Below are 18,103 nucleotides of genomic sequence, written 5' to 3'. Positions count from 1 at the left end.
AGAGGGAAACCTAGCATGAAGCGCGTTTGACTATCGTAATCTGTCCGTTTGTGCCGTCTACCGAGACGATATCTCCGTCATTGAGCCTGTCAGTCGCGACACGTGTGCCGAGAACAGCGGGAAGCCCGTATTCTCTTGCGATGATCGCTGCATGTGACAGGATGCCGCCCGTATCCGTAACGACGGCCTTTGCATCCTGAAACAGACTGGTCCAAAGCGGTGTCGTCATTTTGCAGACAAGCACATCTCCTGATGAAAAACGGGAAAAATCACTTGCGTCACGAATGACTTTCACCGGGCCGCTTGCGATTCCGCTTGACGCTGCAAGTCCGTAAATATGATGTTCAGTGTTTTTTTCATCTTCTGTGATGGCGCCTGTAACCTGCTCAGCGGCTTTCAGCTGTTCGGGCGTCGGTGTGCCGAGATAAGCGGGCGCTTCAAGCAGCTGATATTGCTGGAAAAGCTGTTTCCGTTCAGCGGTTTTTTCCTTCATCGGAACAGGCGTCACCAGCGCTTGCTCGACTTCATCGCTGTATAAGTACCACATATCCTCCCGGTCATCGATCACGCCTTGTTTTTGCAGCAGCTCGCCGATTTTCAAGAGACAAAGGCGCGCTTTGGCGTCCAGCATCGCATCGATATAAAAATGGTGATCATCTATGATGACGGATGCAGATAACGCCCACTGATAATAACGGTCAAACGTCTCCCGGAAGCCGTCATCTTCAATTCGATTCATGAAGGCGGCGTAAAGCTGTTTGCGTTTTGCTATCGTTTTATGAAACTCACTGTCAAAATCGTAGCCGTTCCGGACGTAGTTTTGAATGTTAGCCAAAGCGAAATAAGGATTTTCCGCCCACGTTTCTTCGATCAGATCATGGCTTTTTACTGATCTCCAGCCGTATTCTTGTAAAAATTCGCCGACTTGTTCGAGAAAGCGTTTTCCTTCATCTGATTGCTGAAGCGTCTGATGAAGCTCGTCGGCCTGGGAAGCCGTAAAGACACGCAGCAGTTCAGGGTTGTCTTTTACTTGTCCGGAAAGCAGCCAAAGCTGTCTGTCGGTTTCCAGTGATTTATTCATGACGCCGGCCAGCATTTCATACAGAAGGGAGGCGTTGTCTTTTTCAATCTGTCCGTACATGGACTCCAGTGTCATATTTAACGCAATTTGCGGAAAAACAATGTTGAAATGTTCTTCATATCCTTTTAAATAGAATTCTTGCAGGTTTCGGAATGCCTCAAGGGCAGTCTCCGGTGTATGATTTTTATGCGCCAGTCCGTCCAGCTTTTGATAAAAAGGCAGAAAGGTTTTATGAATAATATCATACATGCGGTCAGCCAAAACGGGAAAAAGCGCTTCTAACTGTTCTGCGGGCAGGTTGTCGTCCGTCTTATGCTGTCTGGAAAAAACATGGCCCTGGTGGAGCTTGACACGCTCAATCTCGATGCCCATCACAGGGAATGTCTTCGTACTCTCTTTGAGGCCGTATTCTAAAGCAGGCACAATGAGAGAGGCGAATAACGGGCTGATTGGGCCTTCAATATTAGACTCCATATTGATCCAAAAATCTTTCTGGTCCCGAGGCGTCATGATAAATTCCCGTTCTTCATCTGCCGCTTTCTGATCCTGCGCGATCGTTGTAATCGGTCTGGCCTGTAGCAGATACAGCTTATTTTCGGCAAATCCGAATTCAAGATCCACGGGATAACCGTACAGTTCTTCCGTCTTTATCGTCAGCATGGCAAGCTCTTTGATGCTCTCGTCATCAAGGCAGAAGCGGTTTCTCATGTCAGCGGACGTTTCTTTTTCGGTCACGCCTTCCTTTTGAGAAACGATATACATTTCTTTTAAACCGATTTCTTTGTCAATCCGGAATGTGTCTTTATTGACGATAAATGTGTCGGGCGTCACGCTTCCGGAAACGATTGCTTCTCCAAGACCGTAGCTCGCGCTGATCATCAGTTCTCCGTCATCATGTGTGACGGGGTTTCGGCTGAAAATGACCCCTGATACCTCAGAATTGATCAGCCCTTGGACGACAACACCCATTAGCGGTTCTGCAGTGTCATTGTTCATTTTCTCTTTATAACCGCTGACCCGCGCCGAAAAGAAGGAAGCCCAGCATTCTTTCACTTTTCCGAGAAACTCTTCTTCTGTTTTGATATTTAAATAGGTTTCGTACTGGCCCGCGAAAGAAGCGCCTTCAAGATCTTCGGACGCAGACGAGGAACGTACGGCAACAGAGGCGTATGATTCTCTCAATTCATAAAAAGAGGCAATCAGCTCATCGCGGAGCTCTTTTGAAAACGTGCCGTTTATAATGGCGCGCTCCATCTCTTCCTCATCTGCCTGTAGCCGGTTATCTTCCATAAAACGCGTCAGCGCATTTGTCTGAATCACAAAACCGTCGGGAACGGGCAGGCCGTTTTTCGTCAGTTTAATCAGGTTCATTCCTTTTGCGCCTGCTGAGCGGCTCGATTCTTCCGCTTTTTGAAATCGTACTGAATACATGCGGTATAACCCCCTTTTTTCTTCATCCAAGAAAATGATAGTAAACACTATCATTACATTGTAAAGAGGGAGGAAGAAACTGTCAAAGACACAAAGACCTAATCCTTCTCCTCCTTTCGGCTGAAGAAAGGCAATTTGGTTCATTTCATTAATGGTTCAATAGATTTACATTCACATTTTTTCTGACAAATGATTGAAGACTGCTGAAAAAGGGTATTGTGATAGCAGGGGAACGATTGTCCGATTCTTCATTTTTTACTATAATCAGATGAGATGAAGAATTCCCGAGGAGGGTTTTTGTGATTACAAAAGCCGTTTTTGCATTATGTTTCCCTTTTATGCTGGTCGTCCTTTTTACGCGGGTCACTTTTAACCATTATGTGGCGATCGCTCTCACAGCCGCACTGCTTTTCGCATCCTATTTAAAAGGTTACACCGAAACGTATTTTATCGTTGGATTGGATGTCGTATCATTGGTAGCCGGCGGGCTGTACATGGCCAAAAAAGAAGCAGACAAAAAGAAAGACAATGCCTGACATGGTGAATATGAAATGGAAGCCTGCTTTTACGCCATAAAAGCAGGTTTTTTATACAAAAATTGACTTGGTAAAAACAAACCATCGAACTTTAGTTCGTATTTTTAGTGATTTTGCCCGTCATTGTGTTACTATATCAATAGGAAGATTTCGTAAAGAAACGGAGGCTTTTTTGTGAAAGATCGTTTTGAGTTAGTCTCGAAATATCAGCCCCAGGGAGATCAGCCGCAAGCGATTGAGAAGCTTGTCAAAGGCATACAGGAAGGCAGAAAACACCAGACTCTCCTGGGTGCGACAGGGACGGGCAAAACCTTTACCGTGTCCAATCTGATTAAAGAAGTCAATAAGCCGACATTGGTCATTGCCCATAACAAAACCCTTGCCGGACAGCTGTACAGCGAGTTTAAGGAGTTTTTTCCGAACAACGCTGTCGAATATTTTGTCAGCTACTACGATTACTATCAGCCGGAGGCGTATGTGCCTCAAACGGATACATTTATAGAGAAAGACGCAAGTATTAATGATGAAATTGATAAACTGCGGCACTCCGCGACATCCTCTCTGTTTGAACGGAGAGATGTCATTATCATTGCGAGTGTGTCATGCATATACGGTCTCGGTTCGCCTGAAGAATACCGGGAGATGGTCGTGTCGCTCAGACCGGAAATGGAGATTGAGCGGAACGAGCTGCTGAGAAAGCTTGTGGATATCCAGTATGCCCGCAATGATATCGACTTTAAGCGGGGGACGTTCCGCGTGCGCGGCGACGTTGTGGAAATTTTCCCGGCTTCCCGTGACGAACATTGTATCAGAGTGGAATTTTTCGGAGACGAGATAGAGCGGATCAGAGAAGTTGACGCTTTGACCGGAGAGATTCTCGGCGACCGCGATCATGTCGCGATTTTCCCGGCTTCCCACTTCGTAACCCGGGCGGAAAAGATGGAAAAAGCGATTCTGAACATTGAACAGGAGCTTGAGGAGCGCTTGAAAGTCATGCGCGAAAACGGCAAGCTCCTTGAAGCGCAGCGGCTTGAGCAGCGGACGAGATATGATCTTGAAATGATGCGGGAAATGGGTTTCTGTTCGGGCATTGAGAACTATTCAAGACACTTGACGCTCCGTCCTCCGGGCTCTACGCCGTATACGCTGCTTGATTATTTTCCGGACGATTTTATGATCGTCGTTGATGAATCACACGTGACGATTCCGCAGGTGCGCGGCATGTTCAACGGTGACCAGGCAAGAAAACAGGTGCTTGTCGATCATGGGTTCCGCCTGCCGTCAGCGCTTGACAACCGTCCGCTCCGATTCGAGGAATTTGAGAAACATATGCACAATATCGTGTACGTGTCGGCTACTCCGGGACCGTATGAGATTGAGCATACGCCGGAAATGATCGAACAGATCATCAGGCCGACGGGACTGCTCGACCCTCTCATTGATGTCCGGCCGATCGAAGGACAGATTGATGATCTGATCGGCGAGATTCAGGCGAGGATAGAACGGAATGAGCGCGTGCTCGTAACGACTTTAACGAAAAAAATGTCAGAGGATCTGACCGATTATCTGAAAGAAATCGGCATCAAGGTCAATTATCTGCATTCCGAGATTAAGACGCTTGAACGGATTGAAATCATCCGTGACCTCCGGCTCGGAAAATATGATGTGCTGGTCGGCATCAACCTGCTGAGAGAAGGTCTTGATATTCCGGAAGTGTCGCTTGTCGCCATTCTGGATGCGGATAAAGAAGGCTTCCTCCGTTCTGAGCGTTCGTTGATTCAGACGATCGGACGGGCAGCGAGAAACGCAGAAGGCCGGGTCATCATGTATGCCGATAAAATCACGAATTCGATGGAAATCGCGATGAATGAAACGAAGCGCCGCCGGGAACAGCAGGAGCATTTTAACGAAATCCACGGCATTACGCCGCAAACGATCAATAAGGAAATCCGCGATGTGATCCGCGCGACGCAGGCTGCTGAGGATAAAGAAGAATACAAAACAAAAGCCGCGCCTAAGCTGACGAAGCTGACGAAGAAAGAACGCCAGAAAGTCGTTGAGCAAATGGAGCATGAAATGAAAGAAGCGGCCAGAGCGCTTGATTTCGAGCGGGCGGCAGAGCTTCGTGACTTACTGTTAGAGCTAAAAGCGGAAGGATGATGAACACATGGCAATTGACCGGATCGAGGTGAAAGGGGCAAGGGCGCACAATTTAAAAAACATTGATGTAACGATTCCGCGGGATCAGCTCGTCGTCGTGACGGGTCTGTCCGGATCGGGAAAATCATCCCTTGCTTTTGACACCATTTACGCGGAAGGACAGAGGCGGTATGTTGAATCGCTTTCTGCCTATGCACGCCAATTTTTAGGGCAGATGGATAAGCCGGACGTTGATGCGATCGAAGGGCTTTCTCCGGCCATCAGCATTGACCAGAAAACGACAAGCCGAAATCCGCGGTCAACCGTCGGAACGGTAACGGAGATTTATGATTATCTCCGGCTCTTATACGCGAGAGTCGGTAAGCCGCACTGTCCGGAGCACGGCATCGAAATTACATCGCAAACGATTGAACAGATGGTTGACCGGATTCTTGAATATCCTGAGCGGACGAAGCTTCAAGTGCTTGCGCCGATGGTCTCAGGCAGAAAAGGCGCCCATGTTAAGGTCCTTGACCAAATCAGAAAGCAAGGGTATGTAAGGGTGCGGATTGACGGAGAAATGGCCGAGCTTTCCGACGATATTGAACTTGAAAAAAACAAAAAGCATTCCATTGAAGTAGTCATTGACCGGATTGTCGTCAAGGAAGGCGTTGCCGCCCGGCTTTCCGACTCACTGGAAACCGCTCTCCGCTTAGGAGAAGGCCGTGTCATGATAGATGTCATCGGCCAGGAAGAGCTGATGTTCAGCGAGCATCACGCCTGCCCGATTTGCGGTTTTTCCATCGGAGAGCTTGAGCCCCGGCTGTTTTCGTTTAACAGCCCGTTCGGCGCCTGTCCGACTTGCGACGGTCTCGGTTTGAAGCTTGAAGTGGACCCGGAGCTCGTCATTCCAAATCCTGAGCTCTCATTAAAAGAACACGCCATCGCACCGTGGACGCCGATCAGTTCACAATATTATCCGCAGCTGCTTCAGGCGGTCTGCCGCCATTACGGCATCGATATGGAGACTCCGGTCAAAGACCTGCCGAAGCATCAGCTTGATAAAGTGCTGTACGGCAGCGGCAATGAACGGATCTACTTTAAATACGAGAATGATTTCGGACAAGTGCGGGAGAATGAAATTGAATTTGAAGGCGTACTGCGCAATATTGAGAGACGGTATAAAGAGACAAGCTCCGATTATATCCGTGAACAGATGGAGCAATATATGTCACAGAAGCCGTGCCCGACGTGCAAAGGCTACCGGCTGAAGAAAGAAGCGCTGGCCGTTTTGGTCAATGGACGCCACATCGGGACCATTACCGAACTTTCCGTCGGCGATGCGCTGGAATTTTTCAAAAACCTGACGCTGTCTGAGAAAGATATGCAGATTGCAGATTTAATTTTAAGAGAAATTGTGGAACGGCTCAGTTTCTTAGATAAAGTCGGTCTTGATTATCTGACGCTGAGCCGGGCGGCGGGTACGCTGTCAGGCGGCGAAGCCCAGCGTATCAGGCTTGCGACGCAGATCGGCTCCCGTTTGTCAGGCGTCCTGTACATTCTTGATGAGCCGTCCATCGGTCTTCACCAGCGTGACAATGACCGTTTGATCAGCGCGCTGAAAAACATGAGAGATCTCGGCAACACACTGATTGTCGTCGAGCATGATGAAGATACGATGATGGCTGCCGATTATCTGATAGATATCGGACCGGGCGCCGGCATTCACGGCGGCCGTGTTATATCTGCGGGCACGCCTGAAGAAGTGATGAATGATGCGGATTCTCTGACCGGACGTTATTTGTCAGGGGCTCAATTCATCCCGATGCCTCCTGAGAGAAGAAAGCCTGACGGCCGATACATTGAAATCAAAGGCGCTACGGAAAACAACCTGAAAAAAGCGAACGCCAAATTCCCGCTCGGCACCTTTACGGCGGTGACAGGGGTATCCGGTTCCGGAAAAAGCACGCTTGTGAATGAAATTCTGCATAAGGCGCTTGCGCAAAAGCTTCATAAAGCCAAAGCGAAACCGGGAAGCCATAAAGAGATCAAAGGCCTCGATCATCTTGATAAAGTGATCGATATCGACCAGGCGCCGATCGGCCGGACGCCGAGATCGAATCCGGCAACTTACACGGGTGTGTTTGATGACATCCGCGATGTGTTCGCGCAGACAAATGAAGCAAAGGTGCGCGGCTACAAAAAAGGCCGATTCAGCTTTAATGTGAAAGGCGGGCGCTGTGAAGCCTGCCGCGGCGACGGCATCATCAAAATTGAGATGCATTTCCTTCCTGACGTGTACGTCCCGTGCGAAGTGTGCCACGGCAAACGTTACAACCGGGAAACGCTTGAGGTCACGTACAAAGGAAAAAGCATTTCTGATGTTCTGGATATGACGGTGGAAGATGCTCTGTCTTTCTTTGAAAATATCCCGAAAATCAAACGCAAGCTTCAAACGCTTGCCGATGTCGGACTCGGATATGTGACGCTCGGCCAGCCTGCGACGACGCTCTCAGGCGGAGAAGCGCAGCGCGTCAAGCTTGCTTCCGAACTGCATAAGCGCTCCACCGGCCGGACGCTGTATATTCTGGACGAACCGACGACAGGCCTCCACGTTGATGATATCGCAAGGCTTTTGGTTGTGCTTCAAAGACTCGTCGATAACGGAGATACCGTTTTGGTTATTGAACACAATCTCGATATCATTAAAACGGCGGACTACATCGTCGATCTCGGACCTGAAGGCGGCGCGGGCGGCGGCACGATCGTAGCCTCCGGGACGCCTGAAGAAATTGTCGAAGTGAAAGAATCATATACGGGCCGCTATCTGAAACCGGTAATGGAACGTGATAAAAAACGGATGAAAGCATTGCTGGCCGAAAAAGAAACGGCAGCCACTTAACAGATACAAGAACAGCCCAAAACCGATCGGTTTTGGGCTGTTGTGCTACAGGCTTTTCTTCTGTTGGGGAAGCTGTCTGCTTAAATGCATTAAATCCTGCAGAATATGAGTGCTGCTGCTGTCCAGCAGCACTTTTATATATTGAATATCATGAGAAATGGGAAGAGGCGCCGCCTTGATCTGTTCCAGTTCAGCCAGCATTTCGCTGTTCATTCTTTTCTGTTCGCGAATCAATTTTCGCAGACTTTCTTCCGTTACTTGGTCGTTTCCGGGATCTTTCTCCATTTGGTATGTCCTCCTTGCATACGGTCAGGCTTTGTTACATATTGTAATCGGTTAGGGGAAAAGATTCTATAGTGAAATCTCTGAAATGAAAAATTACGTATAACGAAGCATGTCCTTTAGCATGAAAATGAAACCCGCCCATTCGTCATACGTATGTATAATGAAGGGCCTTTTACATTACCGCACAGGGAGTGTTTTTATTGAATCGAAACCAAGCGATCATCGCATCCATCTGTTATTTCAGCGTGTTTTTCGCGCCTCTTATTCTTCCGATTGTGGCTTACTTCGTCGTCGATGAAAAAGAGACGAAGCGGCATGCCATGCGCGCCCTGATTTCTCACATCATTCCGTTTGCGGGATTGCTGATTGTGATTGCCGGTGTTGTCGGAGGAGCGATTACGGCTCAGGGGGAGAGTATGGTTCCGGTTTTTGTTATGATAGCAGGAGCAGCTGTTTATTTTCTGATCCTCATCGGAATGGTCATTTGGAATATTGTGCAGGGAATAAAGGTATTACGCCAGGTGTAAGAAAAGTCGGGGGAGGAGTTTTATATGAAGCAGGAGAAAGAACGGATTTTAAAGCTTGTGGAAGAAGGCAGGCTGACGGCGCAGGAAGCTTTGACGCTCATTGAAAAACTGGATCATGAATATAAAGAAAAAGAAGAGCAGATCACCGCATTATCAACGGAGGTCCAGGAACCTGCGGAAGATTTCAAAAGCGGGACAAAAGAAAGCCAAAAGCCGTCGCTCGGTGCTAAGCTGTTCGAGTGGATTGATTCGGCTGTCAAAAAAGTGAAGGAAGCGGATCTCGATCTGAATTTCGGCCACGCACACGACGTGCAGCATATTTTTCAATTTAAAGACAGTGAATTCTCAGCCATTGATATGCAGATTGCAAACGGCAGCGTCAATATCGTACCGTGGGCGGATGAAGATGTCAGAGCGGAGTGCCAGGCGAAAGTGTACCGGGCGGACAGTCAGGAGGCGGCGCGCACCGCATTCCTCCAGCACATTGAGTGTGAAATGAAGGGCAATAAGTTTTTTGTCCGCACGGAAAAGAAAACGATGAAAACCAATGTCACGCTTTATGTTCCTCAGAAAGAGTACGATAAGATAAGAGTGAAACTGTTTAACGGACCGATCAGAGGGGAACATTTACATGTAAAAGAATTCTCGGCGAAAACGACAAACGGCGTCCTGTCGTTCTCTCATCTGACGGCTGAGAAAGCGTCGGCGGAAACGGCTAACGGACAAATCAAGCTGGCCGGCCATCAATGCGGCGCGATCGAAGCGGAAACAATTAACGGCTTGATTGATTTGCGCGGATCGAGTGAATCTATAGACGTCCAAAGCTTTAACGGCAATATCATCCTTACCGTGACAGCGCCGCACTGCCGCTCCATCTACACAAAAACGACGACCGGAAATGTGGAGATCGCCCTGCCTGATGACTCGGCGGTGAAAGCGGAACTTAAAAGCAATCTCGGCTCTCTCAGCCACGAGCTGATTGATGCGGAGATTTTAAAGGAAAAGAATGATACTATTCAAAAAGAACTGATGTTGGAATCAAATCAAGGCCATGATCAGCATCTCTCGATTTTCTCAGAATCGTTAACAGGAGCCATTAAGCTCAAGCATACTCAGAGGTGATTGGATGAAAAGACTTTACCGTTCAGAAAAAAACCGTAAAATCGCCGGTGTCGTCGGCGGTTTGGCGGAGTATATCAATATGGATGCGTCGCTTTTGCGCATCATAACCGTTGTATTAGCGCTTGTCACGAGCGGAATCGTGCCGATTGTATATATTATCTGGTGTTTTGTTGTACCTTTAGAAGGAGATTTGAAATAAATGATCAAATGGGCAGTCAGCATTTTAGTAAATGCTTTATTATTAATCGTTATCGCGGGATATTTTGATTCCGTCCATATCAGCAGTATCGGAGCGGCTGTCATCGCCAGTGTGATTCTTTCTGTGTTAAATGTGCTGATCAAACCGATCATCGTCATATTGACATTGCCTGTCACGGTTGTGACCCTCGGCCTCTTTCTGTTTGTCATCAACGCCATTACGTTAATGATGACCGCTGCCTTAATGGGAGACAGCTTTCAGATTGACGGGTTCGGCACCGCCATTTGGGCATCCGTCGTGCTTTCCGTTTTCCACTTGCTGATTCAAAAAGGCATATTGGAGCCGCTTAGAAAAGGATAAAAAAAGAGCTGTCCCCGAGGGGGCAGCTTTTTTATGTGCGGTTACATAAGCGGAGGCCTCCTGACGCAACATAATGCATAGGGAGGTAATGAGATGAAACTTGTGATGACGCTCTTTTTTCTGATTGGTTTGCTTTGTGTGAGTCCTTCTGCGGGTGCGGCGCGCAAAGAATCGGCAATCCCGGTGAATCAGCAGGAATTCGGACAGCCGCCTCATTACATACCGCTTCTGGAGAATCCTCCCCAAATCGAAGTAAAGGCGGAAATGAAAAGAAACCTGTTCATACAGGCTCATGTACAGAATGCCGATTATCAAGCGTTTTCGGCGTTTCTTTTTTATAAACAAAGCAATGAGCTGGGATATAAGATGGTGCCGATGGAGCCCGCTCCAGGCGCAATCCGGCTGTTTACGGCCCAGGTTTCAAAACGGGATATCTGGAATGGAGAATTGGAATATTACCTCGTTTTCACCAACGGCAGACAGCGGGCGGAATCGGAGAAAAAGCGGCTGAAGCTGGACGGCTATCAAGCCGATTTGAATCATATTCCCGAGCTGATGATTACGGAGCTTGCCGTTGATACGAAAAATGAAGACGGCGCTGATGCCTATGAATTTATCGAGGTGTATAACACGACGGACAGACCCATTCACTTTAAGGACTATCATATCCGCTACCGCTACCCGAAGGAAGGGCCGGAATCAGATGTGATATGGAGGCCGAAAGAAGATATTGTCATTCCGTCAGGCGGCGCTTATGTGTTTTGGCTGAGGCGCGCCGGATCAGAACTGACAGCACATGATTTCAACCGCTATTACGGAACCCGCCTGAAGGAGGGAAAACATCTCGCCGTCATCGAAGGGACGGACGGAATGTCCAACGCCCGCCCGCGGACGGTGGTGCTGTCAGCAAACACCGGAAAAACCATCGCCTCAGCGCATTACCGAAAACATGCATTCCGACGGCTGACTTCTTTGCTGTACAAATATCCGCTGAACGGAACGGGAGAATTGCTGAAGATCTCCACAAGCGAACATAAGCCGTCACCGGGCTCCGTTTTTCAGGCGCAGATCCCTCAGCAGAAAAGAGTGATCAAACCGGACAAGGAAAAACCGGTCATTGAAGACCTTACAGACAAAAAGCCGGTCCGGCCGGCAGAAAGCATTGAATTAAAAGCGGACATCCGGGACAAAAACCTTGTCAAAACAGCCGCGTTTTATTACAGAACCAATGAGAACAAACCATTCAAACGGATTCTGGCTGAAAAAGACCGCAACGACAGTTTATACCGTCACATTATTTATTCCCCGGAACTGCTCGGCCAGGATCAGCTGGAGTATTATATCGCAGCCGGTGACGGGGAAAATGAAGCAAAAACACCCATAAAGATGATTGACATTGAACAGACGAGTAAATCACACGGACTCAGAATGAACATTGAACCGGAAGATACGATATCGGGCACCTATCTGCTCAAAGCCACATCTGACGCCGGCGCGGATAAGATCAGGCTGTGGATTGACGGCAAGCGGCAGGAGACCCGGCCGGCGCTGGAAAAAGAGGTCTATTTCGCCTTTGATGCCCGGAAAACCAATCTTTATTTCAAAAACACCGTCATGATGGAAAACGAGGTGCTGCACATTTTTGACGACCCGGCTCACCGCTACAGAACGTATTCGGTTCTGCTTCCGGAACGTCTGCTGCAAAAAGGGGGCAAAACGCAGAAAGTATCCATCCGCGCGGGCTCAAAGGTTTCTCCGTATGACACGGGGGAGAATCGGGATGATTTTATCGTAAAAAATGCCCGACTGGTCCTTTCAGACGGAACGTTGATCAAAGACGGGAAGCGGGATCCTGCTGAGCAGCTGTTTATCGGTGACGGGAAGCGGGCGAATCAGAGCATGACCTTCTCATTCAGCCTGCCGGATCATTTATTTACGTCGCGGCTTTTGTCATGGAATACGGCGAAGCTTTCTGAAGGCTATCATCAGATTTTTGTAAGCGACGGTGAGGAGCAGCTCAGTCAGTCTGTACGGGTGGACAATACAGGGCCGAAAATTGTTCCGGGTATCAAAGAAGGCGCGACATTGAAAGGTAACTTTGAGCTGAAAGCGGACATCCGTGATAAATGGAGCAAGGTGGAAGAAGTCAAAGCGTTTTTGGACGGAGAAAGCATCACGCTCCCGCATCATACGTCATCAGCCGATCTTAAGCCCGGAAAGCATACCCTTACCATCACTGCGGCAGACCTTGCCGGAAATGAAACAACGTCCGTCCGCACCTTCCATATCAAACGGGAGGAGCCGGATCAGCCGGAGCTTGCCGATCAAAACATAAGCGCCCATAAAGCGAAGCTGTCCGTCCGGGTAAAAGATCCGACGAAGGATGAGATGAATGTATCATTTTACCGGGGATTCCGTTACACCGCGCGGAATCCGGGCAGCGTGAGAGTGTATAAACACGCCTCATTAACAGAACCGCCGCAAGGCATAAAAGAAAATGAAATGCCGTTTACACTGCCGGAAATGAACCGTATCTCGGCAAATGACGGAAAAACAGTCTCATCAGAAAGCAAGGAACGTTTCCCTTATCACCGATTTGAAGTAACCGTTGACCCGTCTATTGACGAAACGGATCTGGCCGAGGCGGTCTGGAAAGGAAGCTCTCTGCCCGGCCGAAAGGTAACCATGTATATTTGGAATTACCGGACAAGCCGCTGGCAGGAGGCGGACAGCGTCCTTGCCAAAAATAAAAAGCCGTTTACGTTAAAAGCCGCCGTGTCTGCAGCGGATGCGGTGAAAAACTCAAAGATGAATGTCATCGTTCAGGATCAAATCCCGGCAAAAGGCAATTACTCGTTTGTCTGGATGTCCGATACACAGTATTACGCACAAGGGCACCCGAACATTTTTGACAAAATGACGGAGTGGATCAAAGAAAATAAGGAAAAGCACAATATCAAATATGTCTTTCATACCGGCGATATCGTCGATGATTCAATGGTGATGAAACAGTGGAAAAACGCCGATCACTCCATGCGGACACTTGATAAGGCGGGGATTCCGTACGGCGTGCTTGCCGGCAATCATGACGTCGGCCATAAAGACGGCACATACCGCACCTTCGGGGATTTCTTCGGAAGCCGCCGTTTTGAAAAGAACATGCATTACGGCGGGTCATACAAAAATAACCGCGGGCATTATGATCTGCTGTCGGCAAGCGGGAACGATTTTATAATGATTTATATGGGCTGGGGCATTACGGATCAAGAGATTGACTGGATCAATCAAGTGCTTAAGCAATATCCGGACCGAACCGCCATATTATGTTTTCATGAGTATTTGCTTGTGAGCGGAAACCGAAGCCCGATCGGGGAGACGATCTACCAAAAAGTCGTTAAGCCGAATCGCAATGTGGCGATGGTATTGAGCGGCCATTACCATAATGCCATGAAAAAAACCGATGCCCTTGACGATGACGGCGACGGAAAACCGGACCGTCTCGTTCATCAAATTCTGACCGACTATCAGGACGGTCCTGAAGGGGGCCAAGGCTATATGCGCATCATGCAATTCGATCAGGCCGCCAATCAGGTTCACATGTTCTCCTACTCGCCGTATACGGATGACATCAATTACTATGACACCGATCTGTTCGCTGATAAAGACGAATTTTCAGTTGAAATGGATTTACAGCCGAAAATGAAAAAGGTAGCGACCGATTATTTTGAATGCAACGTTTATACGAACGAACTGCTCGGTCATCAAAAACACGTAAAAAGCGGAAAAACCGCAGAGTGGGTCTGGGACGGCCTGCAGCCAGAATCAGTTTATTACTGGTACACCGTCGTCAAAGATCCGTACAACGGCAAAACAATATCACCGATCTGGATGTTCAAAACGGGAAATACGCCGTATGCTCCAGCTCCGGATCAGCTTGATTTCAGGCATGTCTCCAACCCATAACAGTGAAATACCGCCTGCTGATCGCTCAGAACGGAATCTGACGGTCAGCAGGATTTTTTCTGTACGGAAATGGCGGCGCCCTGCTGTGATAAGTGCTTTTGACTTTTTTATGTCCCTTTTCTATACTAAAATCGATTGGTTTTCTTAAATGCAGGAGGAAACATAATGAACAGTAAAACCGGGACAAAAGAAAGAATTATTCAAACCTCTGCATATCTTTTTCAGATTCAGGGATACCATGCGACAGGTTTGAATCAAATTATAAAAGAGAGCGGAGCACCCAGAGGGTCTGTGTATCATCACTTTCCAAACGGAAAAGAAGAACTCGCCATTGCGGCAATCAGACATACGGGAAGATGCGTTGAAAAGAAAATACAGAATAGTATGTCTGAATTCGGGGACCCTGTAGAAGCCATTCAGCACTTTATTCATGTAACGGCTGAACAGTTTAATGATCCTCAGAATATTGAGGGCGTGCCGGTTGGATTGCTGGCGGGTGAGACCGCTCTGATCAATGAAACGTTAAGATGCACATGTGTTAAGGTGTTCAAGAAGTGGACGGATGTGTTTGCGGCAAAATTTCTTGAACATGGATTTGAACAAGAGGAAGCGGAGAAGCTTGGGATGACAATCAACTCGATGATTGAAGGCGCAATCATGTTTTCGCTGGCTCACAAAAACAAAGAACCGCTGCTGCTAATTTCAAAGCAGGTTCCGTATATTGTCCAAAACAGAGGGTAGCATTTTAGTACTCTTTTCTTTATAAAAATAGATACCAGAACCCCAGCCTCTCCGTTTTGACAGAGTCATAGAGAATTGATTTGAAAATGGCAGATCAAAAAAACATCTCCAACCCGTAACGGTTGGAGATGTTTCATTTCACCCTGTCCATATAATGCACGAATGTGTAGCGGTCGCCTCTGTAGGCGGATTTGACATGCTCAAAGGCAGTGCCGTCCTGCAGATAAGTGGTCCGCTTGATATAGAGGACGGGCGCGCCGGGCTGGATCCCGAGCAGTTCGGCTTCTTCCTCGGAAGCTGTTCCCGGTTCAAGCTCTTGTTTGGCACGTGAAATCGGCATCTGATTGTACGCTTCGATGTGCTCATACATGGATGATTGAAAATGGGAGGCATCCAATTTCCCCGCCTTGTCAAACGGGATGTACGAGGCTTCGATCGCCATCGGGATATCATTCGCCAGCCGGACGCGGATGATTTTATGAAGCGTTGCCGGACAGCCGCATCCCAGGATAGAAGATAATTCTTCCGTCGCCTGAATCAGCTGGTATTCGGCAAGTCTGCTCCCCGGCTTCATGCCCCGGCTTCTCATATCTTCGGTGAAGCTTGTCAGCCCTTGAAGCGGCTGCTCCATCTTCAGTTTGCTAACGAAGGTTCCCCGGCCTTTCTGTCTGTATAAAAATCCTTCATTCACCAAATTGGAAAGCGCCTGGCGCACCGTCATGCGGCTGATGCCGAATTGTTCGGCGTATTCCCGTTCCGACGGAATCAGCGCATCCGCTTTCAGCTCGCCGTTTTTGATTTGGGTTTTCAATTGTTCCATAATCTGAAAGTAAATCGGAATCGGAGATTGTTTATCAATCTGCATAGGTCAAATCCTTTCAATCGCCGCCCGCAGCCTCTTCATCAATCAAGACCGTCACATCCGGGTGTTCGTGCAGGGCGGAGGCGGGGAATGCTTCACTGACGCGCCTGTCCAGAAGCTGCTTCACCGCTTGGGCCTTGCTTTTTCCGGATGCCATGATCAAAATCCGTTTGCCGGACAAGATCGTCCTGATCCCCATTGTCACGGCTTTTTCAGGAACTTGATCGATTGACGGAAAGTACCGCGCATTCGCCCGTCTTGTCTCTTCATTTAGCTCAACGACATGGGTTCGGGATTCAAATGGCGTCCCGGGCTCATTAAAGCCGATATGGCCGTTGTGTCCGATGCCTAAAAGCTGAATATCCGCTCCGCCGAGTGTTTGAATCAATCGGTCATAACGTTCGCATTCAGCCTCAAGATCGTTTGCCCGTCCGTCAGGGAGAAAGTGGCGGTCCTTTTTGCTGTCGATATGTGCAAAAAAATGTGTATTCATATAATAATGATAGCTGTTTTTGTCCTCGGGAGAAAGCCCGGCGTATTCATCAAGGTTGATCGTCGTGACATCCCGGAATGACAGGCCCTCGGAGCGGTGCATCCGCACAAGCTCTTTGTATACGCCTTCAGGGGTGCCGCCCGTCGCAAGGCCGAGAACGGCATCCGGCTTTTGTTTAACTGTTTCAGCAATCATCTCTGCGGCTTTTTCACTTAATTCTTCATAATGTCTGCATGTGATGACGTTCATATCCAATCAGCTCCTCCTGAGATATATGCGGTGTTTCCTCGGCAAATCGTTGCCAGCACGCCGCACTGTCCGTCCGTCAAAACAACGTCGGCGTCTTTTCCTTCCGCAAGGCTTCCTTTACGGTCAAAAATGCCGAGCCGGCGGGCTGCATTTGCCGCTGTCATATTAGCTATATCCAGCCATGAGCAGTTCGTAAACCTGCGCATGAGCGCCGCGCCTTCATTCATTTTTAAAATGGAACCGGCCAGCGTCCCGTCAGAAAGAAGCGCTTTGTCTCCGCAAACGGTGACTCTTTGTCCGCCGAATTCGTATTCTCCGTCCTTAAGCCCTTTTGCCCGCATGGAGTCTGTAATCATGATCAGGTTTTGGCTTCCTTTCGCCAAATAGGCAAGCTTTACAGCCAAAGGATGAGAATGAATGCCGTCAGTGATCAGCTCCGCCGTGATGCGGCCGCAGGCGAGCGCCGTACCGATGCCCCCCGGCTCACGGTGGTGAAAGGAGCTCATGGCGTTGAAAAGGTGTGTCATATGCAGCGCTCCGGCATCCGCCGCTTTTTCTAAAAGATTGGCTCCCGCGTCTGTATGTCCCATTGACGGGATGATGTTCCGGTCTTTTAAATAACGGATCAGGCTGAAATCAGGATCTTCTTCCGGCGCAAGCGTCACGATTTTAATCAGCCCTCCGGAGAGACGCTCCCATTTCTGAAAGAGTCCGGCATCGGCCGGCGTAATCCATTGTTTCGGCTGTGCTCCCGCTTTTTTCGGAGAGACAAACGGTCCTTCTAAATGAATGCCGATCAACTCAGCGCCTTTATGAGCCTGCGGTGAGGAGTCCGTCCATTCCTTGGCATTTTTGAGCGCTTTTTCAATGTTTTCGTGCTGCTGTGTGATCGTGGTCGCTAGAAAAGCGGTTGTTCCTTCTTCAGGCAGCCGGGCGGACATTGTCTCAAGAGCCGCGAGATCGGCATCCATCGTATCCGCGCCGTAACCGCCGTGAATATGGATATCTATCATTCCGGGAAGCGCATACGAGCCCACGGGCGCCTTCCATTCCTTCTCATACGTTTCCTGCGGTCTTGTTTGACCTGCGTAAGAAATGATGCCGTCTTTTATGCCGAGAAATCCGTTTCGGATGATTTCCTCTTCTGTTACGATGTCCGCACCGCTGATTAACAAGCTTTCAGCCACTTTAAAACACGCCTTTCTTGTTAGTT

14 protein-coding genes are annotated in these 18,103 nt (G+C 48.6%); 9 read left to right on the top strand and 5 right to left on the bottom strand.

Going from position 1 to position 18,103, the window contains the following annotated elements; all coding sequences use genetic code 11:
* Window positions 1-10: 10 nt before the first annotated feature.
* Window positions 11-2,512, bottom strand: coding sequence for a PEP/pyruvate-binding domain-containing protein (locus AD710_RS05370; RefSeq protein ID WP_049627487.1), 2,502 nt, complete (start codon window positions 2,510-2,512; stop codon window positions 11-13).
* A gap of 299 nt (window positions 2,513-2,811) precedes the next feature.
* Here AD710_RS05370 and AD710_RS05365 point away from each other — a divergent pair, with 299 nt between their 5' ends.
* The 3 genes from AD710_RS05365 to uvrA all read left to right on the top strand — a co-directional run bounded on the left by AD710_RS05365 (window position 2,812) and on the right by uvrA (window position 8,089).
* Window positions 2,812-3,048: a CsbA family protein gene (locus AD710_RS05365; protein ID WP_003151438.1), complete on the top strand. Its 237-nt coding sequence runs from the start codon at window positions 2,812-2,814 to the stop codon at window positions 3,046-3,048.
* A gap of 174 nt (window positions 3,049-3,222) precedes the next feature.
* Window positions 3,223-5,208, top strand: coding sequence for an excinuclease ABC subunit UvrB (gene uvrB, locus AD710_RS05360; protein WP_049627486.1), 1,986 nt, complete (start codon window positions 3,223-3,225; stop codon window positions 5,206-5,208).
* Window positions 5,209-5,215: 7 nt separating this feature from the next.
* On the top strand, window positions 5,216-8,089 hold the full coding sequence (gene uvrA, locus AD710_RS05355; RefSeq protein ID WP_049627485.1) for an excinuclease ABC subunit UvrA: 2,874 nt from the start codon (window positions 5,216-5,218) through the stop codon (window positions 8,087-8,089).
* 45 nt (window positions 8,090-8,134) lie between these two features.
* On the opposite strand, the gene AD710_RS05350 is transcribed toward uvrA, so the two are convergent.
* Window positions 8,135-8,374, bottom strand: coding sequence for a hypothetical protein (locus AD710_RS05350; protein WP_016937799.1), 240 nt, complete (start codon window positions 8,372-8,374; stop codon window positions 8,135-8,137).
* A 200-nt stretch (window positions 8,375-8,574) separates the two neighbouring features.
* On the opposite strand from AD710_RS05350, the gene AD710_RS05345 reads away from it, so the two are divergent.
* From AD710_RS05345 to AD710_RS05320, 6 genes are all read left to right on the top strand, one after another.
* Complete coding sequence (locus AD710_RS05345) at window positions 8,575-8,901, top strand: hypothetical protein (protein ID WP_016937800.1); 327 nt, start codon at window positions 8,575-8,577, stop codon at window positions 8,899-8,901.
* Window positions 8,902-8,925: 24 nt separating this feature from the next.
* Window positions 8,926-10,023, top strand: coding sequence for a DUF4097 family beta strand repeat-containing protein (locus tag AD710_RS05340; protein ID WP_049627484.1), 1,098 nt, complete (start codon window positions 8,926-8,928; stop codon window positions 10,021-10,023).
* 4 nt (window positions 10,024-10,027) lie between these two features.
* Window positions 10,028-10,222 (top strand): PspC domain-containing protein, encoded by a 195-nt coding sequence (locus AD710_RS05335; protein ID WP_003151448.1) that lies wholly within the window; start codon window positions 10,028-10,030, stop codon window positions 10,220-10,222.
* On the top strand, window positions 10,223-10,582 hold the full coding sequence (locus tag AD710_RS05330) for a phage holin family protein (protein ID WP_014418984.1): 360 nt from the start codon (window positions 10,223-10,225) through the stop codon (window positions 10,580-10,582).
* Window positions 10,583-10,675: 93 nt separating this feature from the next.
* The gene (locus tag AD710_RS05325) at window positions 10,676-14,545 is read left to right on the top strand and encodes a metallophosphoesterase (RefSeq protein WP_049627483.1); all 3,870 of its coding nucleotides are present in this window, start codon (window positions 10,676-10,678) and stop codon (window positions 14,543-14,545) included.
* A gap of 165 nt (window positions 14,546-14,710) precedes the next feature.
* Window positions 14,711-15,286 (top strand): TetR/AcrR family transcriptional regulator, encoded by a 576-nt coding sequence (locus tag AD710_RS05320; protein ID WP_049627482.1) that lies wholly within the window; start codon window positions 14,711-14,713, stop codon window positions 15,284-15,286.
* 133 nt (window positions 15,287-15,419) lie between these two features.
* On the opposite strand, the gene AD710_RS05315 is transcribed toward AD710_RS05320, so the two are convergent.
* Genes AD710_RS05315 through nagA form a run of 3 tightly spaced genes read right to left on the bottom strand, consistent with a single transcriptional unit; the run spans window position 15,420 to window position 18,077 of the window.
* Window positions 15,420-16,151, bottom strand: a complete 732-nt coding sequence (locus AD710_RS05315) for a GntR family transcriptional regulator (protein WP_049627481.1) — start codon at window positions 16,149-16,151, stop codon at window positions 15,420-15,422.
* Window positions 16,152-16,164: 13 nt separating this feature from the next.
* Window positions 16,165-16,890: a glucosamine-6-phosphate deaminase gene (nagB, locus tag AD710_RS05310; protein ID WP_049628773.1), complete on the bottom strand. Its 726-nt coding sequence runs from the start codon at window positions 16,888-16,890 to the stop codon at window positions 16,165-16,167.
* Entirely contained in the window at window positions 16,887-18,077 is a 1,191-nt protein-coding gene (nagA, locus tag AD710_RS05305) for an N-acetylglucosamine-6-phosphate deacetylase (protein WP_049627480.1), read from the bottom strand. The genes nagB and nagA overlap by 4 nt, the downstream gene beginning before the upstream one ends.
* Between the last annotated feature and the right edge of the window lie 26 nt (window positions 18,078-18,103).

Source organism: Bacillus sp. JFL15 (assembly GCF_001184225.1).
In the GTDB taxonomy this organism is placed as follows: Bacteria; Bacillota; Bacilli; order Bacillales; family Bacillaceae; genus Bacillus; species Bacillus siamensis.
Note: the sequence above shows the minus strand (reverse complement) of the source record. Positions and strands in the feature narration are given on the sequence as shown.

Coding starts and splice junctions, on each gene's coding strand:
- AD710_RS05370 (WP_049627487.1), bottom strand. CDS start 2,512: ATGTATTCAGTACGATTTCAAAAAGCGGAAGAATCGAGCCGCTCAGCA.
- uvrA (WP_049627485.1), top strand. CDS start 5,216: ATGGCAATTGACCGGATCGAGGTGAAAGGGGCAAGGGCGCACAATTTA.
- AD710_RS05350 (WP_016937799.1), bottom strand. CDS start 8,374: ATGGAGAAAGATCCCGGAAACGACCAAGTAACGGAAGAAAGTCTGCGA.
- AD710_RS05340 (WP_049627484.1), top strand. CDS start 8,926: ATGAAGCAGGAGAAAGAACGGATTTTAAAGCTTGTGGAAGAAGGCAGG.
- AD710_RS05335 (WP_003151448.1), top strand. CDS start 10,028: ATGAAAAGACTTTACCGTTCAGAAAAAAACCGTAAAATCGCCGGTGTC.
- AD710_RS05330 (WP_014418984.1), top strand. CDS start 10,223: ATGATCAAATGGGCAGTCAGCATTTTAGTAAATGCTTTATTATTAATC.
- AD710_RS05325 (WP_049627483.1), top strand. CDS start 10,676: ATGAAACTTGTGATGACGCTCTTTTTTCTGATTGGTTTGCTTTGTGTG.
- AD710_RS05320 (WP_049627482.1), top strand. CDS start 14,711: ATGAACAGTAAAACCGGGACAAAAGAAAGAATTATTCAAACCTCTGCA.
- AD710_RS05315 (WP_049627481.1), bottom strand. CDS start 16,151: ATGCAGATTGATAAACAATCTCCGATTCCGATTTACTTTCAGATTATG.
- nagB (WP_049628773.1), bottom strand. CDS start 16,890: ATGAACGTCATCACATGCAGACATTATGAAGAATTAAGTGAAAAAGCC.